Consider the following 24,095-nt stretch of genomic DNA (forward strand, 5'->3'; position numbering starts at 1 on the left):
GATGAAATTTAAAAATATTTTATTATCGGTAGTTTGTATGTTCGTATTTGCATTAACAGCGTGTTCTAGTAACACAAATGGGAAAGAAGAGAAAAGTGGGAAATTAAAAGTTGTAACTACATACTCCATTATATATGATATGGTGAAGCAAATTGGTGGAGATAACGTTGAGATTCATAGTCTTGTTCCAATTGGAGCTAACCCACACGAATATGATCCACTACCAAAAGATGTTATGAAAATGACAGATGCAGATATGGTGTTTTACAATGGGTTAAACCTAGAAGAGGGCGGAGCATGGTTTAAAAAACTATTGAAAACGGCAAATAAATCAGAGCAAGATGCACCTGTTTATAAAGTAAGTGAAGGTGTAGAAGCTATTTATTTAGAAACAAAAGGATTAGAAAAAGAGCCAGACCCACATGCATGGATGAATATTAAAAATGGTATTGTATACGCTGAAAATGTGAAAAAGGCATTAATTAAAGAAGATCCTAAAAATAAAGAGTTCTATACTAAAAATGCCGACAAGTATGTAGCCGAACTTCAAAAGTTGCATGATGAGACAGTGAATAGAATTCATCAAATCCCTGAAGAAAAACGTTTCTTAATCTCTAGTGAAGGTGCATTTAAATATTTTGGAAAAGCATATGGCATTAAGACGGGATACATTTGGGAAATCAACTCAGAAAATCAAGGTACTCCAGATCAAATTAGAGATGTTGTAAGTTTAATTCAAACAAACAAAGTTCCGGCTTTATTTGTTGAAACAAGTGTAGATCGACGTAGCATGGAAACTGTTTCAAAAGAAACAAACGTACCGATTGCGGGTACAATTTTTACAGACTCACTAGGTAAATCAGGTGAGGATGGAGATACTTACTTGAAAATGATGAAATGGAATACAGATATAATTATTAATGGGTTACAAAAGTAAAATCTAGCTAGTGTAACTATTGAAGTTTTATAAGATAAGAAAGAGCCAACTCATGTGAATTGGTTCTTTCTTTTATGTATCATGTTTTATTAATAATTTGGTTGAATATACCCTAATTTTATTCCCTTCGTGACAGCTTCTAAAGAAGAGGAAACGTTTAATTTATCAAATACGTGTTGAATGTGATTGGAAATTGTACGTTCGCTAGCGTATAGCATGGAAGCAATTTCTTTGCGCTTATAGCCATCACATAGTAATTGTAAAATTTGTTTCTCACTATGAGTTAATTCTTCAATTATTTCTGTAGAGGTTGGAAAATGAGATGCGCCTTTATTAATGTCACTTAATATTTGAACCAATACTTCAGGTAAAATATTTTTATTAATAAAACCACTCACACCTAGTTTTTGAGCTTCATACTGGTAAACAGGTAAATCATAACCTGTTAATATAACTATTTTTGTATTACATTTACTATCCAAAATCATTTTAGCTACTTCCAAACCATCTTCACTACTGATATTGCTCAAATTAATATCTAGTAAGATAATATCTGGTTTAAACTGATTGATAATTGTAATGACATTTTCGATATTTTGTAATGAGTGAAAGGCATCTATTTCAGGATAATCTTCTAAGGCTATTTCCAAGCTTTTTGCAAACAAAGCGTGATCATCTATTAATAAAATGTTTATAGGAATCGTCTCCTTTCATCGGAATAAAAATAGTAATGCATAAACCAGAAGGAGTGCTATTTGAAATGGTCATTTTACCATTTAATAAAAGTAGCTGTTCGTTAATTGAATTCAATCCTTTATGACCATTTAGTATGTCTGCGTCGGTAGTTGTTAAACCTATACCATCATCTTTCACAATAAGTTGTATTTCACCATTTTGTTGTGTTAAATGTAAATGTATCTGTGAACAATTTGAATGTTTGAATGCATTCGTTACTAGTTCTTTTAAAATTCGATATACGACAAGCTGATAGGGTTCTACTAAAAACAAGTCGTCATTACACTTAAAGGATATATTAACATGTTTCATTTCATATTTTTTTTGTATCATTTTGAGTAAATTAAGATAATTTTCTTTTAATGTAAGTGTTTTTAATAGAGTTGGATGATACTCTTGCATTTCAATGCGTATTGTATGACTTAAGTTGTCCAGTGTGGCTACAATCATGTCATGAATTTCTTTTTTGTTAGATTTGTTCATCATATTTTTTACAGCCAATATGTCTTGTAGTATTTCATCGTGTAAATAATTAGAAAATCCACTTTTTAATTGTTCTTCTTTCACTATTTGTACTAAGTTATGAACATAAGAACTGTCTGGCAAAGTTTTTAATTCTTTTGTATTCAAATTTGAGATAGTGTTTTTTGTGTCTTGAAATAATAATGTGAAATAAAGCTGAACGAACCAAATAATTGTATGTATAAAAATGAAATAAGTTACCATATTAAATTGAAATAGTACCCCGAGTACACTTATAAAAATAAAAATGCATAAAAACATAAAAGTGATTGCGCCTTTTTTTAAGGGGAAATATTGTTTTATAGACATATGATTTTTAAAAGCTATTGCATGAATACTAAATAGGGGAAACAAAATTATTATGTACCATCCTAAATTATTTACGTATTCGGGACTCTTTCCAAAGAACGTAACATATACGATAAAAGGAACGATAAGAATTGCAGTAGATTTAAGTAAATGCTTTTTTTCACTTTTACAAACAAATTGTATTCGTTTGTAATGTTGCAGGAACAGAAAAATAATACAACTAACACTAATAAGCCATTGAAATGAAAATAGAATGGAAAATATTCTATCGTTTATTAAATATGCGCTTAATGTTAGTAAACATGTAACTTGTAAAATCCAATCCTTTTCTTTTTTATAACTATAAATAGAATCTTGGAAAAAGAATAGGAGTATAAATTGCACGATTTTATATAGAATCAAGACACTCAGTAGTGTACTGAATGTACGAAAAATCTGTTCATCATTTAGTGTAAGTAAAAACTGCCAAGAAGTAAAAAGTAGTAAACTCGAAAACTGTGATAATAGAGTATTGTTTTTTAAATTGATAAAACTAATATATGATCCATAAATGGACATGATCGTTATAAACAGTAAAGGGAGTAATTTTGCGGTTCCTATAATATTGTTCATTGAAAATTCATAGCATAAAAAAATAATCATACAAAGTTGGTTAATTAAAATTAAAATTTGTTTTTGCTCATAGTAGTTTTTCATAAAATCACGAACCTTTGCTAGATTACATATAGATAAAGCTGATGTTTTTTATTTATCATCAGCTTTATTTTTAAGTGTTTATTTTTTATTGTTAAATATAATTTTATAACATGCTCTTTTTGTTAACAAATAATAAACGATATATACAACAGTAAAAATAATTACTGCAAAAAGAATAGGTAATATAAAGGCACTGCTTTTCCCTAATAGGTCATCCATTAACGCGGTTTTATAGGCAACTAATGCAAAAATGCTATGTGCTAATCCTAATATGTATGGAATGCTAAACAAGGTGAAAATTTCTTTACCTATTATTCTTTTTATCTTCTTTTTGTTATAACCCATTCTATTTAAAATAATAAATTCGTTTTTATTTGCCATCACACTTGAAAGGTTATGGAAATAGAGAATACTGCCTGTTGCAATAAAGAAGATGATAGTAATAAAACTAATAAGCAAGAACGTTGAGCTATTTTGCTGAATAATATAATCATTTTTTTGGTAACTGCTTGTAAAATACATATTATTTTTAAATAGTGGGGCTAAGTTTTCATAAACAGCTTTATTAGTCCTCATATCTTTCCCATTAAAACTCACTATCGTTTTTTGTGGTAGCTTTAAAGTTTTTATTTCTTTATACAGTTGATCCGAGATAATAAGCGTTCCTACACTATTTGCAAATCCAATGGGATTAAGTAATGTAGTGTCTTTCACTTTAACGTCTATATTAGTTGTAGCGGTTACGTTTAAAGTATATATTTTCCCTTTATCTGGGTTTTCTTTTTCAGGTCGATATTTTACTAGGATGCTTTCATTTTTAGCTAAATGATTAAATTCTACATTTTTATCCTGAACATGTATTAACTCTCTGTAATCGGACTCAGAGATAAGATCAAATCCGTGTTCCTTTTTTATACTATATTCTTTTGGCAAACTCTCAGAATTAGATTTTCCGTTAATTATGGTTGTTTCTGTATAGTTCATACTTTCTTTATCGACAGTGTTTTGTACAGTTTGTAGTGCTTTATTGGCTACTTCTTTATCTTCTAATGGGAATTCAATAGCTGAAGGTACGATACGTTCTGTAGCGGCAACTGGATAGTAAAGTGTCAGTAGAGTAGAACTGAAAATAGCTAAAGTTCCAGCGGTTAATAAGGTTAACAAAATTAATGTTTTTGCTTTTGAACGGATTTTAAATATAAAGTTTGGGATGACGATAATATTGGATTCTTTATAAAACCATATTTTATTTTTCTTCAGCTTTTGAATAGCATATGGTAAAAAAGAATGAATAAAGAAGATTGTTCCTAATATTACATTGAACATTGTTAAGAGAGCAATTGGTGAAAAGCCAATTGTTTTCCACAAGGATTTCATGCCTCGTGTAATATCGATAGCTAAGAAATAGCCAATTAAAATTAAAAATAATCCTAGTAGTGAAAAAGCTGTATTAATTTTCACCTTATTTTCTTCCTTTTGTTCCATACGTACTAAAGTTAGTAAGGAACTTTTTCGAAGGATAATCCAATTTGATAAAGATAAAACAAAAAGAACAGCAAAGATAAAAGAAAAGGTGAATAGTACTGCATCAAGGTTAATAAATGGTACTTTAGAAGTATCTATTTGTAATTTTAATATTTTAATTATCGCTCCTACAATCCCTTTATGAGCAATAGCACCAAAAATAATTCCTACAAGTAAGGCAGCAAAGCAAATTATTATATTTTCAAAAGTTAACAGTTTTAGAATCGTTGATTTTCTATATCCTAAAAGGGAGTAAATGCCGAGCTCGTTCATTCTTTTTTTCATAAAAAATGTATTAGAGTATGACATATAGAATAGTACAAATGCCATAACAAAGATCGCCACTGTTTTTGACATTGTTTCTACTCTATCGTCAGACGAAATCTTTTCCATAACAATGTCGTTCATGGAAAAAGAGATAAAGGAGAAAAATACCATCAGTACAAAAGCTACTGAAATAAAATAGAATGAATAGAAGGAGAAGTTATTTTTTAAATTCTTTTTTGCAATTGTAAATAATCCCATAGTTCAATCTTCCTTTCATATTTCTAGTTATATCGATTTTCATCAATTTTAGAGATTTCTTTTAATATTTCTTCAAAAAATTCTTTTCTATTTTGCTTATTTTTCTTTAATTCTTTTATAATGTTCCCGTCTTTGAATATTAAAATTCTACTAGAAAAACTAGCTGCATAGGCATCATGAGTTACCATTAAAATTGTAGTTTGAAGTTCCTCGTTTACTTCTTTTAATTTTTGAAGTAGTTCTGTTGCAGAATTTGAATCTAATGCGCCTGTTGGCTCATCTGCAAATAAAATACTAGGCTGCTTCGCAAGGGCTCTTGCAGCTGCAACTCTTTGTTTTTGTCCACCCGACAGCTGACTAGGATACTTGCCTAATTGCTCAAATATTCCAAAACGCCGTGCTAAACTTTCTATTGTTGATTCAATTTCCTTTGGTGATTTTTTTAACAGAGTAAGGGGAACCGCAATATTTTCCTTTACTGTTAAGCTATTAAGTAAAAAATACTCCTGAAAAATAAAACCTAAATAATCCTTCCTAAAATCAGCAGATTTATTATTGTTAAGCGTTTCGATGTTGACCCCGTTTATAAAAATATCGCCATCTGTAGGTGTGTCGATAGTGGATAAAATATTTAATAAAGTCGTTTTTCCAGATCCAGAGGCCCCCATGATACCTACAAATTCGCCCGCTTTAATATCAAATGACACTTTATTAAGTCCAGGTAATTGGTTTTTGTTATAAATCTTTGTTACATTCCTTGCAGATACTAATGCATTCATTTTATTTACTCCTTTTCATCTATTTATATATAAAGTGTATCTTTTGATATATATAGAAGCATGAGTAAAAAGCGCAACTTTGTATTACGAAATGGTGTAACTGATAATAAAAGGAGAAAATAATTTTGTTTTTCTTTTATGAAGTTGTATAAGTAATAAAAAATGATAGATATATCATGATAGGGATATGAATAAAAGAAGTATGGTCGTTAGCCTGTGAAAAGAGGGAAGTGCAACATAATGGACATAAACGTTGCTTATACATGTAAAGGAAGATGTCATAAAATGAATAAAGACTGCTAATTTTTGTGTACTTTGATTATGTAGAAATAGGGGAGATGACATGAAAGACAATACGCCTAAGAAAATTTTATTTATTCAATCAGGCATTCCTTTTTATTATCCAATGATCGAAGAAGCAATTTTGAATAGTTTACAAAAGGTAAACAGTAATACAATTATGGTGAACCCAGAACGAGCGATAGAAACCGCATTAAAAATGAAACCGGATTTTATTTTGGTACTTGGTGGTTTAAACGAGGGAATTATTAGTGTCATGCCAGTACTAAAGAGTGCAGGTTTTACTACTGGACTTTGGCTGACAGATGATCCGTATTATACGGATGTAACACAACATCTTGTGCCGTACTATGATTACATATTTACGCAAGATTTAAATTGTATCAAGTTTTATAGAGGATTAGGATGTAAGAATGTATTTCATCTTCCGTTAGCAGCAAATCAAGATGTGTTTAAACCTTCTCAGGAAGAAGATACATATAAATATGATCTTAGTTTTATAGGTACAGCATTTGAAAATAGACTTACTTTTGTTGATTCTATTTCAGAGTATTTAGCAGAAAAAAATACAAAAATTGTGGGATTTGGTTGGGAGAAGTTAAAGAATTATGAAAGATTAAAGGATAAAATACAACTCTTGCCACTTGCAAAGTATGAAGATGCGTTACAATTTTACGCCTCTACTAAAATCAATATAAATTTACATCGTTCACCAAGTGATAAGGAATTGAATTGTAATTCTGCAAATATCCAAGCATATTCAGTAAATAATAGGACGTTTGAAATTAATGCCGTAGGTTCTTTTCAATTAACGGATATACGTCCAGATGTAGCAAAGCATTACATACCAGGTGTTGAAATAGAAAGGTTTAATAGTGCACCAGAGTTTATACAAAAAGCGGAGTATTATTTGGAGCATGTACAAGAAAGAAAACAAATAGCAAAAAATGGGCTGGATAGGACTTTGAAAAATCACACATATGATAAGCGTATAATACAATTATTAAACTATATTAATTTTATAGGGGTGAAGATGTAGTCTAACTATTAACTGAAATGATAAGCGTTTCGTGCTTTCAACTAGAGTTAACTTTCTTATTCTATAAAAATCATTTACGAAAAAGGGATTTGGATAATTTTGTCGAATTCATTTATTCTGAAAAAACAATTTCGCATTCAAACTAATTTATATCTGATAATTAGAGGAGATTAAAATGAATCACTTTTTTGTAGAATTTGGCGAATATAAAGCAAGTGTTTGTGAATGGGGAGATAAAAGTAATCCTCAAATCATTTGTTTTCATGGTTTAGGAAGTACAAAATTAAGTTTTATAGAAATAGCGGAACTTTTAAAAGAGAACTATCATATTGTATCGTTTGATCTACCTGGACATGGGAATACACCAAGTTTTGAGAAGGATGAAGATTACGGTGCATCTCATTTAACAAATTGGGTAGTAGCATTACTTGAACAGATAGGAAAAGAAACATTTCATATATTAGCGCATTCATGGGGAGCAAGCGTTGCGCTTCACTATGCAGCAGAATGTACAGAAAAAGTGAATAAAATGGTTTTGCTAGATGGTGGTTATCATCATGGTAAAATGAATGCAAATTATTTTGCGGAGCTATATAAAGGTGCGAAAGAAGGAGAGTGCCCACCGCGGTCATTAGAAGAAGGAATCACCCATTACGAGAAAGATTTTGATGAATATATTTTTGACAGTAAAGAAGCATTCATCCAATCAGAAAAAATGGTTTACAGCAGGTGGTCACCATTAATAGAACGTGCGGTTTATGATTTAATGCAAGAAGAAGATAATAAAGTGAAATGGCATGCTACTGGCGATACCGCTAGAGGTGTAATTAAGTTCCAATATACGGTGTATAAAACATTGAAATCTCATAAAATTAAAAGCGATATTTTATTATTGTATTGTGATCTTCCACATAATTATTTAGAAATAAGAGAATTACAGATTGCGGAATTTAAGAAGCATATTAATATTACGACTAAGCTGTATATAGATACAGGGCACCTAATGCATTGGGATAGACCAGAAGAGATTGCTGAGGATGTTTTAAATTGGTTCAAATAAAGAAGGTCCGTTGTTCGAATTTGAGCAACGGATTTTCTTTTGAAAAACTGAATTCAAGAGTGATAGAGGGATAAGCAAGAGCATTACAGTTCTATTACCAATTCATTTTTTGGTATAATAGATGTGAAGCAGGAAATAGATAGAAAGATACTGCTAGTAATTTATACTTAAATGTAGGGTAATTAACTGTTACGATTTATTTAACCAATTATAAAGAAAGTTAATTAAATATATCAGTAAGCCCTGCTAGTCAAGTGATTGGCTAGTAGTGAGGGTTAACTGCGGGTAATCCCTAAAGCTGATTGAACTACAACGTGGCTAGAAATGGCGAGCGTGAATGTTGCGAAAGCAGAAAAAATCAATCAGATGGTGTAAGGTTAAATCCTAAACACTAGAATAATGGGTCTTCCGCATCGAATCATCTAAGTCAAAATGGATAAGATGAACGTTCAACGACTATCTCGCATAACTGACGAGAGTACATCACAAGCCTATGGTGGTGGAAAAATCCTCTATCTCTAAAGAGATAAACATATAGTCTGCGCTCATGTGAAAATATGAGAAGTTCATAAGAGAACTGGCTAAGGAATTGCGCCCTTTGTTGAACGAGATAAATTTGATTGAATTGTATAGATTTAGTTAAGTTTATCGTATCGGAGATTGAACAGAGTTATGGGGACAGAAAAAGAAATTAGTTCCGCTAAATTAATATGGAAGATGACGCGCCCGCATACGTTAACGGCGACGTTTTCTCCTGTAATTTTAGGAACAGTGGCATCACTTTATGTTGCCAAAATTGATTGGCTTTTATTTATTGCGATGATGGTTGCATGTTTAGCATTGCAAATCGCAACGAACTTATTTAATGAGTACTATGATTTCAAACGTGGATTAGATACTGCTGATTCTGTTGGAATTGGTGGTGGAATTGTTCGTCATGGATTGAAACCAAAAAATGTTTTAACAGTTGCACTTTTATTGTATGTACTAGCAGCAATTATTGGAGTTTATATTTGTATGAATAGTAGCTGGTGGTTAGTCGTTATCGGTTTAATTGGGATGGCGGTTGGCTATTTATATACAGGTGGTCCATTACCAATTGCGTACACTCCATTTGGAGAATTAGTTTCTGGATTGTTAATGGGGACATGTTTTGTACTCATCGCTTTCTTTATTCAAACGAATACGATAACAATTGAAAGTGTATTGATTTCTATTCCAATTGGAATTTTAGTAGGTGCAATCAACATGTCGAATAACATCCGAGATATCGAAGAAGATATTAAAGGTGGAAGAAAGACATTAGTAATCCTCCTTGGGAGAGAAAAAGCAATAGTAACACTAGCTGTAGCCTTTTTCATTGCTTATTTATGGATCGCGGTGATTGTATTGATGGGTTATATAAGCCCTTGGGCATTAGTTATGTTCCTAGGTTTGAGAAAGCCAATCTCTGCCATTCAAAGTTTCCAAAAAGGTGCAAAGGATCCAGGGTATATGCGCATCGCAATGAAATCAACAGCGATGACAAATACGATTTTTGGTTTCTTATTATCAGCAGGATTATTAATTAGTTATTTGTTTTAAATAAAAACTATTGTTTCGTGACTAAACCCCGATTTCTCGATTTTAATATAGAGATATTGGGGTTTTATTTTTATAGCGTGTATTTTCCCTTTTAATCAAAAGCAACTTTAAAAACAAATAAAAATATCAAGCATGTGAGCATCAAGAACGGAAGTGCATGGAATATACATCTTTAGCTTGATGGGTATGTGGCGGTACCCCTACGCCATCAACCTAAGAAAACAGGTCACCCCCAAAACGATAAATAGGCTTTTTTCACAATAAAACCTAAAAATTTCGTTTTGGGGGTGTTATAAAACTTTATCTTGATGGAAATGGGGCAGTCCCCCTGGTTTTAAGTTAAAAAAATCCCCGGAAATAAACCTTTTATAAATATGATTATTTTATTTCGAGGGGCTCTTTATAAATCTTAGCTATATATTTTACGAAATCAATGACGGGATAGTGTATGAGTGAACGGTGCTGCGTAAAACGGATCCCTTCTTTTTCCATTTTCGAAATGAGTTGTTCAATTTCCAACTCTTTTTGTTGTATCCTATTATAATTTTGATATACAATGTTTTTCCATTGATAGGAAGAACCGTGAAAAAAATTCTCTCCTTTTACCCTGTGACTAAATATAATTTCTATTTTTTCTCTACGTTGTTTTTCCTTCATATGCGCTTCCGTTGACTGCATGTTTATCGCCTCGTCCCTTTTTGTTGTATACTGTTTTACAAAAATTGGTCTAACTCATCATAGCCAATGTGCATTAAGCTTGTTGGGAATTGTCGTTTAAGGCTATCTCATCAACTGTATTTTTTTCAAGCGCTTAATCTAATATATCGGATTATAATCTTACGTCCAAATAAGTTGATAGTGTATATAAAACACTATCAATCTTTATTATAAAACGATTCTTTATAGGCATGCACCTTTTTACACTCACCAAAATTTACAACATGACGAGTATCTTTATCCATGAATGTTATTCTGTATTTACTGAGGTTAGTTTTTTATTTTGACTAACTAACATATTGTTTGCCTCAATATCTATTTTATAAAAAAGAAAATAGATGTAACGGTCCCTCTTTTGATAAAAAAATCCTATGAAAATATAGCGCTCTTAAAGAGTTTTGTTACAAGTTTGTTATGTTTGATTTAAAAAAAGGAAAGTAATATTTATTTGTAGAAAATTTTTAAGGATAAAAATAAGCTGAATATTCATAGTAAGAAAAGGGGGCGCTTATATGCTAACAAATGATTTAGATTTCCGATTAGAACCACGTTTAAAAGAACTGTATGAACAACATAAAATAAGAGCACAGAAGATAGACTGGGGTTATCATGAGTTTTTACCATGGGATAAGGGAATGGACTTTAAAAGAGTTCCTTGGGATGAAAGTCAAGTTACTCTCCCTTCTGGTGTAATTACGGCCATTGAAACAGCTTTATTAACAGAAGTGAATTTACCATGGTTTACAACGTATTTATCTGCGACTTTTAAAGGTTCCCTTTCTGTTATTACAGACTTTATTCATACTTGGACCTCAGAAGAGGATCAACATTCGAATTTATTAGAGACATATTTACTACTCACTCGAAGTGTAAACCCTAAACGTATACATGAATTAAGAAAATCAGTCGTTGAGTGTGGATTTGAGCCTGATTTTCATACACCAATCGAAGCCATGACGTATACGACGCTACAAGAACTTGCAACAATGGTGTTTTACAATAATGTAGCTAAGGTGGCAAGTAAGCATGATCCAGATCTTGCTACATTATTACGCCGTCTTGCAAAAGATGAAACACTTCATTATGCGTTTTATCGAGACGTTATTCGAACACATTTAGAATTGGAACCAAATTATTGCTACTATATTGCCAATGTGATTAGGAATTTTAAAATGCCAGGTGCCGTCATGCCTGATTTTGAAAATAGAATGGTTGTGATTGCAAAAGAAGCAAACTATGGGCCACTACAATATTTTGATCAAGTACTTGATGTAGTGGTTGAGTATTGGGGGTTAAAAGACTTACGACCAATTGCCCCTCTAGCAGAAAAAGCAAGAATTGAGATTTTGGAGTATCATATAAGATTGAAAAAAATACGGGATCGATTTGGCCGTTTTCAAGGAAAAACTGATCTACGTTAATGAGTAGAGATTTCAGAATATACGCGTGGGAATGCCCTTTTCTTTTATTTGAAATCTAGAACGCTCTCTATTATTTTGCGGCTGTTTTCCTTAATTTAACTTCTGAATAAAAAGTAGTTGACACCAAAAATAAACTCATGATATTATTAAATATTTGATAAAAAATAACGTATGTGTTAAGCTTGAGAAGGTTACCACATATGGAGGTGGGTTATATGTTTCAAATTGGCGATAACATTGTTTATCCAATGCACGGAGCAGGTATAATTGAAGCCATAGAAGAAAAAGAGTTCTCAGGGAAAAAGCAACTTTATTATGTCATAAAAATGTCCATTAGTAATATGCAAATCATGATTCCTAAGGGCAAAATATTGAGTTCGAATATACGCCCAGTTATTGATATACTTACATTAACGCGCATTATACACATTTTTCAGCATGGAGAATCAGGCGAATTAATGCCTTGGAAACAAAGGTATAAAGTAAACACAGATAAAATAAAAACGGGTGAAATACAAGAAGGTGCTGAAGTTATACGTGATTTAATCCGTATAAAGAAGGAAAAAGCACTGAATACAAGCGAAAAAAAATTGTTGGATGATGCATATAAATTTTTGGTCAGTGAGCTAGAATTAATTAAAGGAATCACTGAAAAACAAATAAAAAGTTTCTGTTGAGATTTATTATAAATACTGTATGACATCTCTCGGGAATATCCTGAATTTTCTGGATGTATGTTGATTATTAAAAGGAAAGTATTTCAAAGATATTCAATTTCTTCAACTCACTTTTAGAGTAGATACCTCTTTTGTTACTACTTCAATCTAATCCATTTTTATTTTTAAATTTCTTTTACGAACGTTTGAAGTTTCATCAAATAACTCGATTAAATAGTCACTTGATTTTTACAATCCTGATTCACACTGGCACGGACAAGGAGCCGTAAGGATGAAAGAGAGGTAGGGCTTTCATTGTTTTAGGTAATATACTATCTAAGTCATTATTTCTAGAAGAAAAAACAATCAATCTCACCACTATCTGTAAGAGTGCCTTATATCTACTGAGACGGTGAATAGTAATTGTTTATCTTCTTTACGTAAAATTGATAAACGAACTGGTAACACCATATGGTCAACTACAAAAAATTGGTTTCCAGACCAGGAAACCAATTTAAATTTTATTTACATACCAATAGTAAATTAAGCAGTAAGAAGGAGTACACACATGAAAAAAATGTTAACAAAAGAATTAAGTAATGAATTAAAGAAGCGAGAAGGGATCATCTCTATTACAGTTGAGTCTTATGAAAAAATCGAAGTTGGTGGAATTCGTGTAGATGGACCAGCTATTATTCTAATTAATCAAGAATAGGTAAAAATAGTTGCATACAAGGAGAAAAGGATCGGCCTTTAAGAGAAGGGGGATCCTTTTTGCTTGTTGCAGCTAATATGGGATATACATAAATTTTATCTGATTTGTTGGGATTAAAAGGAAGGAGATGGTCGGGATTATCATGGTGGAGAGCTTAATATTGGTAGGATTTCTTTTTACGTTATATAAATTAGTTGATAAAAAACAAACTAATTATTTGAAACGATAGATTGTTTCCTTTTTAAGGGCTAGATTTATTTGAGAGTGAAATGGATTATTTAAAGGAGGAATTTAGATGGATGCAAGGAAAGAACGCATAAAATACGAGAAGATGTCAAAGAATTATGATCGTATTTATTTAGTTTCGTTTATCCTATTAATTGTACTTGTTTGTAGTAGTGTGATTATCATAGGAGCTACAGGGGGAAAATATGGAGTGTTTTTATTGTTAGCAATTTTACTTAACGCACGTATTACGAAAGAATCTCAAAAAAAGTATGAGTACTATTCTAACAAAGGGCGTATTTAAAATGATACATATCCTGAAAGGAACAACCTAGATGTACATTCAAAATATCCCTATATCATCACCTATTAACTAGTAAAAGTAACTTTATATAAATCATTTTTTAGCAATTTAGGAATAGAAACCGTATCTTATTAAAATGTTATTTCCGTTCATATAATGAATTATCCTTCTAGCATATTTATAAGATTTACATCATATATTAGGAGAAAGAATGCGAGTTAGAAAGGAGTCTTATAGAATGAGTTATTTGGAGGGAAATGACTTTAGTAAACAAAATATGGTAAGTGTGCCTAATCCCTATGTATATCAGACATTACAATCAGTAATTGGTAAACAAGTGGTTATTGAAACTGTAAGAGGAAATATAAGAGGTAAATTAAAGGATCTGAAACCCGATCATTTGCTCATTGAAGATACGGTGCCATATATTGTACGCATTCAACAAATTGTATGGATTATGCCAAAACAATAATCAAATTACATGTAATTTGATTTATAACAGATTAGCGTCATAGAACATCAAATAAAAACACAGGGTTTTATCTCTGTGTTTCTTCAAATTTTCGTTTTTGGATATATGCTTGAGCATGGATAATTTCTTTCTGAAGTTCTTTTAATTCTTTCGTAGATCCAGATTCAATCCTCATGTACGTAGTAACTAGACTAATCATCATATCCATTTTCTCTACTATATTTTGAATGACCTGTTCAGATTGCTCTTTTTTAGGGTGTTGTATTGCTATTAAAGCATTTTCTATATAATTGTTCTTTCGTTGCTGGATATCATAAATAAACTGTTTTGTGTTTGAGTTCATTTGTTATTCCTCCGTTTTGGATATACTTCTATTCTATCATATTTGAATGGAAAATATTAGATTACCCTAAATTCACACCTGTCTCGTACATCTCCTCAAATATACAACCTAATCTCTTAACGTACAGGGGTCCTGCCCCATCGCTATCAAGCTAAGAAAACACAACTCCCCCCACAATGACCTTTTTAGCAATCTATGCAACAGAGCCTTTATAGTAAGAGTATCTTGTTGGGAATGATCAAAAATTCTATATTGTAATATAAAAAATCACTATGATATGAAAGGATACCTTACAACAATTCCAATAAATTCTTCTCAATAATTGAAAATAAAATCAATCCAGATTATTATATTGTTATTGTAAATTTATTTTATTGAAGGAGGATACATTGATGAAAAGCTCAAAAGGCTCTATTGAATCAGAGATAAGCAAAGCAATTACTCATTGGGAAAAGGACTATCTAGGACGCGGGTCTATATCCGTTAAGACAGATATATTACGGGATATGATTATCGTAAATTTACAAGGTATTTTAACACCAGCTGAATATACTGTTTGCGAAACAAAAGACGGTATGCTAACGATAAAGAAAAATCGTTCAGAGTTAGTTGAATCTGGAATTGAAGATCTAAAAGAGATTATATTAGAATTAACTGGAGAGAAAGTGAAAAGTTTTCATACGGATATAAGCTCCCGTACAGGTGAACGAGTAATGATTTTTAAATTGCTTCATAATCTTGAAGAGAAATTTTAAAAATTAAAACCACCGTAGGGTGATACACTAAAAATGCAGTGAGATAATTAAGAAATCTACAAGTTGTGTACTTTATTTCATCTTATTAACATGGTAATAAGTAAAAAGGAAGTAAACTTAAAATTATTTACGTATAATGAATTTCCATTGAAATAACACTCGAAAAAACTAATAAAGAAATTGACAAACTGCTTAATATGGTTTATCTTATAATTGTTTTAAAAAATTGATAGATGCTCATTTTAACAGTTTGCTATAATTAAGGCTTTAGCATTTTTTTAATATGTAATATTGACTAAATGAAAAAGTTTCTTAATTGAAAGATAGCGCATAACATAAATTGATATATTGATTGCATAATCTAGGAGATCAGAAATATACTTTTCTTTTTAACAGGAGTAATACATACATTATCCTCTATAAAATGGGAGCTCTTCAAAAAACTTTATTGAAGTTAGTTGAAGTGAAACCGACAATCTCCATAATTCAATGATGATATAAAATCATTGAATTATGGAAGTTGTCGGTTTTTTTTTATGGGAAAAAACGATGTACGAAAAAGAGTGAATGAAAATTGAAATTAAAAAACTATCTTACTTAAAAGGAATTTTTATAGGTTATTTTCGTTTAGAAGGGAGTATTATACATGTTAATTTCGCTGAGTTCATCAACACTGTTAACATTATTTTTTATGGCGCTTAGTGCTTCTTGGCTAAGTGGATTATTGTTTTTACATGCAAGGATGCCTTTGCGTTTTGTTCATATCCACATTGGTATCGCTGCTTTGCCTTCATTGGTTTCTTTACTCGCACTTGTTAATCACAATGGAGATAGAGTTGTGGGGCCTTGGCATCTAGATACTTTAGCTTGGTTCATGGCTTTCTTTGTTCTTACAATCGGTTTAATCATTCAGCGTTTTTCTATACGTTACTTACTGGGAGATCGCTCATATCGAAAATACTTTGCACTTTTTACATTTACTACAGGTGTATCTTCGGTTGCATGGTTAAGTGATGATCTTCGTTTCATGATTATTTGTTGGGGAGCAACTCTTATAGGATTGGTTCTACTCATAGGGCTAAATAAAGGGTGGAAAGTAGTTAGTGAAGCAACAAAAATTTCTAGTTATTTATTTACAATAAGCTGGATTGCTTTGCTATCAGCTATCATCTGGATTTTTCAAGTTACTGGACAGTGGCAGTTAACATCAGTTTTAACGAATGAAAATGTAGCTCAATTTGGAACATTGGAGAAAACAGGAATTAACTTATTCATTATATTAGCTGTGATGATTCCAGCAGCACAATGGCCTTTTCAAACATGGTTAATTGAGTCAGCTGTTGCTCCAACGCCTGTTTCTGCTGTTATGCATGCGGGGTTAGTAAATGCTGGCGGTATCATGTTAACTAGATTTTCACCTCTTTTTCATGATGATATTGCACAAATCATTTTACTAATTTTCTCTAGTATTTCTGTCTTAATAGGAACAGGAATTAGCCTAGTTCAGGTTGATTATAAACGTCAGCTAGTGGGGTCAACTATTGCACAAATGGGGTTTATGCTTATTCAATGCGCATTAGGAGCTTATTTGGCGGCTGTTATTCATTTAATTTTACATGGTTTGTTTAAAGCTACATTGTTTTTACAAGCTGGTTCTTCCGTACAACGTTTTGGGGCAGTGAAGCAGTCTAATGAAAAAATATCTAATTTATGGATTATGGTCGGACGTGTTTTCGGATTATTTATAGCGATTGCTTTTTGGTTTACGACTTCTGGAGAAGGGTATGAATTAGTTAGTGCGTTCATCTTAGGGTGGTCATTATACTTTTCATGGAAACAACTTGTTGTTTTTGGAGAGGGAAGAATGGGACGAATTGTTGGCGTATTTATTTTAGTTGGATTTTCTCTCATTTACTTTACCGTTCATAATTCTCTTTATAAATGGTTGCATACTGACATGTATCAAAATGTTCAACCTTCAGCTCCAGCCGTTATTTTTGTTATATGTCTCTTATTATTTGGTAGTGCTATTAGTACTCTCGTTAATCGTAATCAATCTTCTACTATATTTGCTGTAATGTATCTTTGGTTCGTTCGAGTAGGTGAGGCGAGACAAAAGTCAGTAGAAAGTCATCCAAGCTATCTTAAACATTATGTATCAAAGGGAGGTAATCAGTGATGAGCATATCGTCAATCGTAACGAAAGAGACTTTAAAAAAGAAAGATACAAACATTGAAATACAAGAAAAGAATATAAATGATTTAGTTGAATCTGCTAGCCGAGTGATTGCACCACTTTGGCCGATTGCTACATTTGCAGCTCATCACCCTTGGATGGGACTTGAAAAACAATCATTTGAACAAGTTGCAGATTGGTTAAAAGAAATTCGTAATGTGGATATATATCCTAGTGATTCTATGATTCATTCGGCAAAGGCGAAAGGTGAAATTGAGGAATCAATTTTACAAAGTGGCTTGTCTCGTTGGCTTGATTCACAATCTTTTCATATCCCGCGAAAAAAAGCGGAGCAGTTTTGCCAAGCAACTTTAAAATTAGAGGAATTACCTTTTAGTTTATTATCATCGCCACAATTAAATAAACTGGCAGAAGAAATGAGTTATATAAATACAGGAAATATGAAAGACTCTTCTATGCAATCAATAGGTTCGCTTATAGAGAATGAAAATAGTGAAAATCTATCTGATATTCTTAATTATCATATTATTAAATGGTGTAAATTATATTTGGATGACTCCGGGTCAAGTTGGACGATGCCAAATCGAGAGAAAGGTTTGTATCGCGCATGGCATCACCTTATTAAATTTGATTCAGCGCTCAGTAAAAATGAGCGTAGAGTGTTAAAAGATTGGCCAGAGGATGCCCAGATAGCTTTAACAAAAGCTTTATCTGAATTAGGAATTTCTGAATCTAACATGCAAGCATACCTTGAAGGGCACTTGCTTGCTTTGCCTGGATGGGCAGGAATGATACTATGGCGTTCCCAACAATCAACTCAGGAACAGGAACTTATGATTGAATATTTAGCAGTTCGAATTTCTATGGAACTGGCCATTGTAAAACCTTATTTACCTTTAAAAAATCAAAAGGTTGAGAAAAAAGTTTCGATTGTCCCACTTATAGCTTCTTGGATTTATTGGGGGAATATTTCAACCCGGGAATGGTCACAAATTCCTGCAGCTGAACAAAGTGAATTATTAGCATTTGCATATCATTTTGATGAAAATATTCGCAGGAAACTTTGGTTGGAAGCTTGGGAACAGACGCATGCAGAGCAATTAAGGGAAAAGATTGTTTCTAAGCAACGTGCAACTAATGATAAAAAACGTGTATTAGCTCAATTAGCATTTTGTATTGATGTACGTTCAGAACCGTTTCGTCGCCACCTAGAAAAATTAGGTCCGTTCGAAACGTTTGGAATAGCTGGTTTCTTTGGGTTACCAATTGCGACTAGTGAACTAGGTAGTAATGACAGTCATCCTTCTTTGCCAGTTATATTAAAACCGAAACATCAAATAAAAGAGCTCACGGATGAAAATGAATGTAAATCTTATGAACAACGTAAGATGGTAGGCAGTTCGTTACGTTATACATTTAAAACGATGAAACAGAACGTATTGACAAGTATGTTGCTACCTGAAGTAAGTGGTCCTTTACTTGGTTTACAAATGGTGACAAGGAGTTTTGTGCCAAGAAGAGTAGGTGGTTTCATTCGTAACCTTCGTAAAACTATGTTGCAAAAGCCTGATACAACCTTCTCGCTTAATCATGTTCATGATACAAAATGCGAGATACCGATCGGTTTTACGAAAGAAGAAAAAGTGAATTATGTGCGTCAAGCTTTAAAGATGGTGGGATTGACAGAAAAATTCGCGCCTTTAGTTGTAATGTGCGGACATAGTAGTCAAAGTACGAACAACCCTTATGCAGCAGCGCTTGAGTGTGGTGCTTGTGGCGGAGCAGCAGGGGGATTCAATGCAAGAGTTTTCGCTACTTTATGTAATCTTCCAGAAGTAAGAGAGGCGTTGTCTGCTGAAGGCATTAAAATTCCTGAGGATACCATTTTTGCGGCAGCTGAACATAAGACGACAGTGGATGAATTGGAATGGATTTATGTCCCAGAACTTTCGGAAACTGCGCAAGAAGCATTTGATTGTATTGAGTCGGTTATGCCAAATGTGAGCCAAGATGCAAATAGAGAGCGCTTAACGCAATTACCTAATTTTAAAAAGAAAATAAAAAATCCAGGTAAAGAAGCACAGCGATTTGCAGAAGATTGGAGTGAAATACGTCCAGAATGGGGATTAGCCCGTAATGCATCTTTTATTATCGGACAGCGTGAATTAACTCAGGATTGCGACTTAGAAGGTAGGGCTTTCCTTCATAATTATGATTGGAAACAGGATGAAAGTGGCGATATATTAGCTAACATCATTGCGGGACCAGGAACAGTAGCTCAGTGGATAAATTTACAATATTACGCTTCAACTGTAGCTCCTCATTATTATGGTAGTGGAAACAAAACAACCCAAACTGTAACGGCAGGTCTCGGTGTTATGCAAGGAAATGGAAGTGACTTGTTGCCAGGCTTACCTTGGCAATCCGTTATGCAGTCAGATAGTGAGACATATCATTCACCACTGCGTTTACTAATTGTAATTCAAGCACCTATTGAATATATAGAGCGTTTGTTAAATGCCAATCTCACATTTCGAGAAAAAGTTCAAAATGGATGGGTTAGACTGGCAAGTGTTGATCCAGAAGGACAATGGAAAAATTGGTAACAATCATGTCATAAATAATCAACTATCATTACTAGTTTAAAAGTTCCATAAATACAATCGTGAAGAAGGAGTGCTCCATATGAATTCAAAGAATAAAAAAGTATTATTATTAACGGACATTGAACACGGAATAGAGCCTATTATCCAACAAGTAACCAACATTCAACAAGAAAACATGTTGACTATACACAGCTATGATTCTGTAATTGTACATCCTTATGGAGATATAATGAGATCTGTTATTATTGCTATTTATCAAGAAAATGTTGAAGAGATTTTTGTTGTAGGAATAGAGGATAAAGAAACTGATGTAGTTAATCTACAAATTCAACGTGACTCCATAAAAAATAACAGAGAAATAGAATATCTCTTTAAAAATTGCATGCCTGAATTTTCAAGTGGTAGCCTTAATGCATGGCTAAGTGGACAAGAAAATGTTAGTGAAAATATTGAGAAGAGTATAGATATGATTCGTCATCATCCGTTAATACCTTCTGATATTAAAGTTCATGGTTTCATGATTGATAGAACAGGTGAAAAAGAAATGGTTGTTAAAATTCCTACTAATAAAATAGTTGAAAAAGTCAATTAAACTATTAAAGACAAATAAATTCTTATGTATAAATTACTGTTATATAATGAAATTTAATATGTTTTAAGAATTAGAAGGGATAGTTATGCAAAATAAAATTATCGTTATGTTTCAAAAAGATTTTCGTTTATATGATAACCCAGCTTTATTTGAGGCTGTTCAGTCTGGTGAGGTTCTTCCGGTATATGTACAAGATGAAACTTTTTCAATAGGAAGTGCATCAAAGTGGTGGTTACACCATGCTATAATAGATGTCAAAAAGCAACTTGAGGCATTGGGATCTACTTTAATAATTCGCAAAGGAAATACGCTGGAAGAAATACTTTCTCTCATAGAACAATTAGGTATAACGGCTGTATATTGGAATATTTGTTATGATCCAGATAGATTACAATGTAATCAAAAAATGAAAATGATGTTAGAAGAGAAAGGTATTATTTGTAAGGAATTTAATTCGCATTTATTATTAGAACCGTGGATTATTAAAAAGAAAGATAACACTGAATATAAGGTGTTTACGCCTTTTTACAATGCATTTCAAAAGCAGGAAATACCTAAGCCTATTAGTAAAGTGCAGCGTATAAAGGGAGGAAGCTCTTTACCAGCAAGCTTATCTGTTTCAGAATTACATTTGCTGCCGACTATACCGTGGACATCCCATATTGAATCAATATGGGAGCCTACAGAAGAAGGGGCATACAAAGCATGTAAGAAATTTTTCTCTAGCAAATTAGCCTCTTATAGTGAAGGAAGAGACTTTCCAAATCAAAATGCTCATTCGATGTTGGCACCATATCTTTCATTTGGCCAAATATCAGTGAGGTGGATGTATCATTACTTAATCAATAAAAGTACCGAAAGACAATGTAGTCTTTTTGAAAAACAAGTGAATAGTTTTATACGTCAATTCATTTGGCGAGAGTTTTCTTATTATTTACTATATCATTATCCATTTACAGTATATAAACCTCTTAATAAGAGCTTTGAACATTTTCCATGGAATAATGAAGAGGAGTTATTAACAGTATGGCAGAAGGGTGAAACTGGTTATCCGTTTATTGATGCGGGAATGCGGGAACTATGGCAAACAGGTTTTATGCATAATCGAGCAAGAATGGCTGTAGCCTCTTTTCTTGTAAAGCATTTGTTAATTCCGTGGCAAGAAGGAGCAAAATGGTTTTTGGATACATTACTAGATGCTGATATTGCAAATAATACAATGGGGTGGCAATGGGTTGCTGGAAGTGGAGCAGATGCATCACCGTACTTTCGTATTTTTAACCCCATCACACAAGGAGAAAAGTTTGATAAAAATGGAGAGTATATAAGAAAATGGGTACCAGAATTAAAAGATATGCCGAATAAATATATACATAAACCTTGGGAAGCACCTGAGCATATTTTACAAAAGGCCAATATAAAGCTTGGTCATACATATCCTTTGCCAGTTGTTGATCATAAGGCCGCACGGGAGAGAGCCCTTTGTGCATATAAAAGTATGAAAGAGTTCGTATAAAATAGATTAAACAATATGTATTTGAAATTTAAATATTAGAATTTTATCCATTACAAGGACATACTAATCATATAAAGTTTCTATAATCTTCTAGTAAAAAGGAGAATGTTTATGAAAAAGTCTAGTATTCTAGTATTTTTACTAACATATGGTTTGTTTTATGTTTCTAGTATTTTATTTCCTATTGATCGCACTTGGTACGATGCGCTAGAAAAGCCGTCTTGGACACCTTCTGGTATGACAATCGGAATAATTTGGGCTGTATTATATGGACTTATTGCATTATCAGTTGCAATTATTTACAACAAATATGGATGTAAGCCAAAAACATTTTGGTTTGTATTCCTTTTAAATTATATGTGTAATCAAGCGTTCAGCTACTTTCAATTCAGTCAAAAAAATTTATTTTTAGCAACAGTAGATTGTTTACTAGTCGCTATTACTACGTTACTTCTCATAGCGGTTTCTTCCAAATTATCTAAAGTATCGACATGGTTGCTAATTCCATATTTTTTATGGTCCGCATTTGCTACATATTTATCTTGGATAATTTATAGTATAAATTAAAGACGTAAATAAAAACTTGAGCATAATAAAAATGCTCGAGTTTTTATGTTTATTAATGGTAATCTAAAATATAGAATATATACATCTTAGGGAGGTCATCTTTTTGAAGAAATGGATAAAAATTATTCTGTACTCTTTACTAGGTATTTTACTTATAGGAAGTATTACGTTTTTGACTTGGTCACAGTTTACTTATAAACCGACGAAAGAGGCTTTGTCGTTAGTAGATGGTAAAAATGATGAAGATCATATAGTTTTTGGAGAGAAAGGTGCTAAAGTAGGGGTTATTTTTTATCAAGGTGCTAAAGTAGAAGCTGAGGCTTATAGTTACTTAGGGGAAGCTCTTGCAAAAGATGGGCATTTTGTAGTAATGCCTAAGTTACCATTAAATTTAGCGATATTTGGAATCAATGCGGTAGACAGTGTAATGGAACAGTATCCTGCAGTTCAAAAATGGTATGTCGCAGGGCATTCAATGGGGGGAGCTATGATTTCTAAGTATGCCTTTCAACATGAAGACAAGGTAGACGGGATCATTTTCTTAGGTTCGTATCCTGCAGATGACTTCTCTACAAAATCGATTCCGATGTTATCAATTTATGGGGAAGTAGATGCTTTAGCAACTGTAGAAAAAATAGAGAACAATAAAAAGTTAATGTCAAAGAATACAACTATGCACATGATAAAAGGCGGAAACCATGCTCATTTTGGCATGTATGGTGAGCAAAAAGGTGATAATGCAAGCTTAATTACGCCAAAAGCACAACGAGATGAAACAGTAAAGGTAATGGAAGAATGGCTATTAAAACAGTGATAGCGAATGTAATAAATTGATCGAAATAATTCTCCTTCCTCAAGCGATAGCCCAACGGTAGAGTAGGTAAGAGAGAGAAAAACTGGAAACAAAGAGCCAACTCATAAGTGATATGATCCCCTTATAGTAGACAGTAAAAAGAAAGCACATTAATCTGTTTACTATGGAGGGGATTTTTCTATGGG

At 32.4% G+C, this 24,095-nt stretch carries 22 protein-coding genes; 16 read left to right on the forward strand and 6 right to left on the reverse strand.

Annotated features, from left to right (window positions below):
- The first annotated feature begins 1 nt into the window (after window position 1).
- Window positions 2–937 carry a manganese ABC transporter substrate-binding protein/adhesin MntA gene (gene mntA, locus JDS82_RS20280; protein ID WP_048559871.1) on the forward strand — a complete coding sequence of 312 codons (936 nt, stop codon included), beginning with the start codon at window positions 2–4 and terminating at the stop codon, window positions 935–937.
- Between the two features lie 89 nt (window positions 938–1,026).
- Here mntA and JDS82_RS20285 read toward each other — a convergent pair whose 3' ends face one another.
- From JDS82_RS20285 to JDS82_RS20300, 4 genes are all read right to left on the reverse strand, one after another.
- On the reverse strand, window positions 1,027–1,632 hold the full coding sequence (locus JDS82_RS20285; protein ID WP_116891148.1) for a response regulator transcription factor: 606 nt from the start codon (window positions 1,630–1,632) through the stop codon (window positions 1,027–1,029).
- Window positions 1,610–3,199, reverse strand: a complete 1,590-nt coding sequence (locus tag JDS82_RS20290; RefSeq protein WP_199713827.1) for an ATP-binding protein — start codon at window positions 3,197–3,199, stop codon at window positions 1,610–1,612. Before JDS82_RS20290 ends, JDS82_RS20285 begins: the two co-directional genes overlap by 23 nt.
- A gap of 78 nt (window positions 3,200–3,277) precedes the next feature.
- Window positions 3,278–5,248: an FtsX-like permease family protein gene (locus tag JDS82_RS20295; protein WP_199713828.1), complete on the reverse strand. Its 1,971-nt coding sequence runs from the start codon at window positions 5,246–5,248 to the stop codon at window positions 3,278–3,280.
- 23 nt (window positions 5,249–5,271) lie between these two features.
- Window positions 5,272–6,027: an ABC transporter ATP-binding protein gene (locus JDS82_RS20300; RefSeq protein WP_199713829.1), complete on the reverse strand. Its 756-nt coding sequence runs from the start codon at window positions 6,025–6,027 to the stop codon at window positions 5,272–5,274.
- Between the two features lie 343 nt (window positions 6,028–6,370).
- Here JDS82_RS20300 and JDS82_RS20305 point away from each other — a divergent pair, with 343 nt between their 5' ends.
- The 3 genes from JDS82_RS20305 (at window position 6,371) to menA (ending at window position 10,010) form a co-directional block, all read left to right on the forward strand.
- Window positions 6,371–7,366 carry a CgeB family protein gene (locus JDS82_RS20305; protein WP_064449514.1) on the forward strand — a complete coding sequence of 332 codons (996 nt, stop codon included), beginning with the start codon at window positions 6,371–6,373 and terminating at the stop codon, window positions 7,364–7,366.
- 175 nt (window positions 7,367–7,541) lie between these two features.
- The gene (locus tag JDS82_RS20310; RefSeq protein ID WP_199713830.1) at window positions 7,542–8,426 is read left to right on the forward strand and encodes an alpha/beta hydrolase; all 885 of its coding nucleotides are present in this window, start codon (window positions 7,542–7,544) and stop codon (window positions 8,424–8,426) included.
- Window positions 8,427–9,098: 672 nt separating this feature from the next.
- Window positions 9,099–10,010 carry a 1,4-dihydroxy-2-naphthoate polyprenyltransferase gene (menA, locus tag JDS82_RS20315; RefSeq protein WP_000536371.1) on the forward strand — a complete coding sequence of 304 codons (912 nt, stop codon included), beginning with the start codon at window positions 9,099–9,101 and terminating at the stop codon, window positions 10,008–10,010.
- 378 nt (window positions 10,011–10,388) lie between these two features.
- Here menA and JDS82_RS20320 read toward each other — a convergent pair whose 3' ends face one another.
- Entirely contained in the window at window positions 10,389–10,688 is a 300-nt protein-coding gene (locus JDS82_RS20320) for a hypothetical protein (protein ID WP_001191994.1), read from the reverse strand.
- Window positions 10,689–11,239: 551 nt separating this feature from the next.
- On the opposite strand from JDS82_RS20320, the gene JDS82_RS20325 reads away from it, so the two are divergent.
- The 5 genes from JDS82_RS20325 to JDS82_RS20345 all read left to right on the forward strand — a co-directional run bounded on the left by JDS82_RS20325 (window position 11,240) and on the right by JDS82_RS20345 (window position 14,520).
- Window positions 11,240–12,148, forward strand: coding sequence for an acyl-ACP desaturase (locus JDS82_RS20325; RefSeq protein ID WP_199713831.1), 909 nt, complete (start codon window positions 11,240–11,242; stop codon window positions 12,146–12,148).
- 215 nt (window positions 12,149–12,363) lie between these two features.
- Entirely contained in the window at window positions 12,364–12,825 is a 462-nt protein-coding gene (locus JDS82_RS20330; protein WP_000486298.1) for a CarD family transcriptional regulator, read from the forward strand.
- A 547-nt stretch (window positions 12,826–13,372) separates the two neighbouring features.
- Window positions 13,373–13,519: a BC1881 family protein gene (locus JDS82_RS20335; protein ID WP_000738548.1), complete on the forward strand. Its 147-nt coding sequence runs from the start codon at window positions 13,373–13,375 to the stop codon at window positions 13,517–13,519.
- Between the two features lie 295 nt (window positions 13,520–13,814).
- The gene (locus tag JDS82_RS20340) at window positions 13,815–14,048 is read left to right on the forward strand and encodes a hypothetical protein (RefSeq protein WP_000340034.1); all 234 of its coding nucleotides are present in this window, start codon (window positions 13,815–13,817) and stop codon (window positions 14,046–14,048) included.
- A gap of 238 nt (window positions 14,049–14,286) precedes the next feature.
- Entirely contained in the window at window positions 14,287–14,520 is a 234-nt protein-coding gene (locus JDS82_RS20345) for a YuzF family protein (RefSeq protein ID WP_048566108.1), read from the forward strand.
- 67 nt (window positions 14,521–14,587) lie between these two features.
- Here the strand turns inward: JDS82_RS20345 and JDS82_RS20350 are convergent, their stop codons facing one another.
- Entirely contained in the window at window positions 14,588–14,863 is a 276-nt protein-coding gene (locus JDS82_RS20350; protein WP_001087713.1) for a hypothetical protein, read from the reverse strand.
- Between the two features lie 392 nt (window positions 14,864–15,255).
- On the opposite strand from JDS82_RS20350, the gene JDS82_RS20355 reads away from it, so the two are divergent.
- The 7 genes from JDS82_RS20355 (at window position 15,256) to JDS82_RS20385 (ending at window position 23,910) form a co-directional block, all read left to right on the forward strand.
- Window positions 15,256–15,618, forward strand: coding sequence for a Na-translocating system protein MpsC family protein (locus tag JDS82_RS20355; protein ID WP_025118617.1), 363 nt, complete (start codon window positions 15,256–15,258; stop codon window positions 15,616–15,618).
- A gap of 646 nt (window positions 15,619–16,264) precedes the next feature.
- Window positions 16,265–17,797 carry an NADH dehydrogenase subunit 5 gene (locus JDS82_RS20360; RefSeq protein ID WP_199713832.1) on the forward strand — a complete coding sequence of 511 codons (1,533 nt, stop codon included), beginning with the start codon at window positions 16,265–16,267 and terminating at the stop codon, window positions 17,795–17,797.
- A complete protein-coding gene (locus JDS82_RS20365) occupies window positions 17,797–20,421 on the forward strand; it encodes a DUF2309 domain-containing protein (protein ID WP_199713833.1) in 2,625 nt (874 codons plus the stop codon). The genes JDS82_RS20360 and JDS82_RS20365 overlap by 1 nt, the downstream gene beginning before the upstream one ends.
- A gap of 79 nt (window positions 20,422–20,500) precedes the next feature.
- Entirely contained in the window at window positions 20,501–21,013 is a 513-nt protein-coding gene (locus JDS82_RS20370) for a carbonic anhydrase (protein ID WP_001086238.1), read from the forward strand.
- A gap of 85 nt (window positions 21,014–21,098) precedes the next feature.
- Window positions 21,099–22,529, forward strand: coding sequence for a cryptochrome/photolyase family protein (locus JDS82_RS20375; protein ID WP_048566112.1), 1,431 nt, complete (start codon window positions 21,099–21,101; stop codon window positions 22,527–22,529).
- Window positions 22,530–22,640: 111 nt separating this feature from the next.
- The gene (locus JDS82_RS20380) at window positions 22,641–23,096 is read left to right on the forward strand and encodes a TspO/MBR family protein (protein ID WP_000749773.1); all 456 of its coding nucleotides are present in this window, start codon (window positions 22,641–22,643) and stop codon (window positions 23,094–23,096) included.
- Window positions 23,097–23,199: 103 nt separating this feature from the next.
- Entirely contained in the window at window positions 23,200–23,910 is a 711-nt protein-coding gene (locus tag JDS82_RS20385; protein ID WP_000758808.1) for an alpha/beta hydrolase, read from the forward strand.
- The last annotated feature ends 185 nt before the right edge of the window (window positions 23,911–24,095 follow it).

Source organism: Bacillus cereus group sp. N14, assembly GCF_016483555.1.
GTDB classification, from domain to species: domain Bacteria; phylum Bacillota; class Bacilli; order Bacillales; family Bacillaceae_G; genus Bacillus_A; species Bacillus_A wiedmannii.

Excerpts from the sequence above, each read along its gene's own strand:
- mntA (WP_048559871.1), top strand. The coding sequence starts at position 2 with ATGAAATTTAAAAATATTTTATTATCGGTAGTTTGTATGTTCGTATTT.
- JDS82_RS20350 (WP_001087713.1), bottom strand. The coding sequence starts at position 14,863 with ATGAACTCAAACACAAAACAGTTTATTTATGATATCCAGCAACGAAAG.
- JDS82_RS20355 (WP_025118617.1), top strand. The coding sequence starts at position 15,256 with ATGAAAAGCTCAAAAGGCTCTATTGAATCAGAGATAAGCAAAGCAATT.
- JDS82_RS20325 (WP_199713831.1), top strand. The coding sequence starts at position 11,240 with ATGCTAACAAATGATTTAGATTTCCGATTAGAACCACGTTTAAAAGAA.
- JDS82_RS20375 (WP_048566112.1), top strand. The coding sequence starts at position 21,099 with ATGCAAAATAAAATTATCGTTATGTTTCAAAAAGATTTTCGTTTATAT.
- JDS82_RS20345 (WP_048566108.1), top strand. The coding sequence starts at position 14,287 with ATGAGTTATTTGGAGGGAAATGACTTTAGTAAACAAAATATGGTAAGT.
- JDS82_RS20300 (WP_199713829.1), bottom strand. The coding sequence starts at position 6,027 with ATGAATGCATTAGTATCTGCAAGGAATGTAACAAAGATTTATAACAAA.
- JDS82_RS20330 (WP_000486298.1), top strand. The coding sequence starts at position 12,364 with ATGTTTCAAATTGGCGATAACATTGTTTATCCAATGCACGGAGCAGGT.
- JDS82_RS20295 (WP_199713828.1), bottom strand. The coding sequence starts at position 5,248 with ATGGGATTATTTACAATTGCAAAAAAGAATTTAAAAAATAACTTCTCC.
- JDS82_RS20360 (WP_199713832.1), top strand. The coding sequence starts at position 16,265 with ATGTTAATTTCGCTGAGTTCATCAACACTGTTAACATTATTTTTTATG.
- JDS82_RS20320 (WP_001191994.1), bottom strand. The coding sequence starts at position 10,688 with ATGCAGTCAACGGAAGCGCATATGAAGGAAAAACAACGTAGAGAAAAA.
- JDS82_RS20365 (WP_199713833.1), top strand. The coding sequence starts at position 17,797 with ATGAGCATATCGTCAATCGTAACGAAAGAGACTTTAAAAAAGAAAGAT.
- JDS82_RS20310 (WP_199713830.1), top strand. The coding sequence starts at position 7,542 with ATGAATCACTTTTTTGTAGAATTTGGCGAATATAAAGCAAGTGTTTGT.
- JDS82_RS20290 (WP_199713827.1), bottom strand. The coding sequence starts at position 3,199 with ATGAAAAACTACTATGAGCAAAAACAAATTTTAATTTTAATTAACCAA.
- menA (WP_000536371.1), top strand. The coding sequence starts at position 9,099 with ATGGGGACAGAAAAAGAAATTAGTTCCGCTAAATTAATATGGAAGATG.
- JDS82_RS20305 (WP_064449514.1), top strand. The coding sequence starts at position 6,371 with ATGAAAGACAATACGCCTAAGAAAATTTTATTTATTCAATCAGGCATT.
- JDS82_RS20340 (WP_000340034.1), top strand. The coding sequence starts at position 13,815 with ATGGATGCAAGGAAAGAACGCATAAAATACGAGAAGATGTCAAAGAAT.
- JDS82_RS20335 (WP_000738548.1), top strand. The coding sequence starts at position 13,373 with ATGAAAAAAATGTTAACAAAAGAATTAAGTAATGAATTAAAGAAGCGA.
- JDS82_RS20370 (WP_001086238.1), top strand. The coding sequence starts at position 20,501 with ATGAATTCAAAGAATAAAAAAGTATTATTATTAACGGACATTGAACAC.
- JDS82_RS20380 (WP_000749773.1), top strand. The coding sequence starts at position 22,641 with ATGAAAAAGTCTAGTATTCTAGTATTTTTACTAACATATGGTTTGTTT.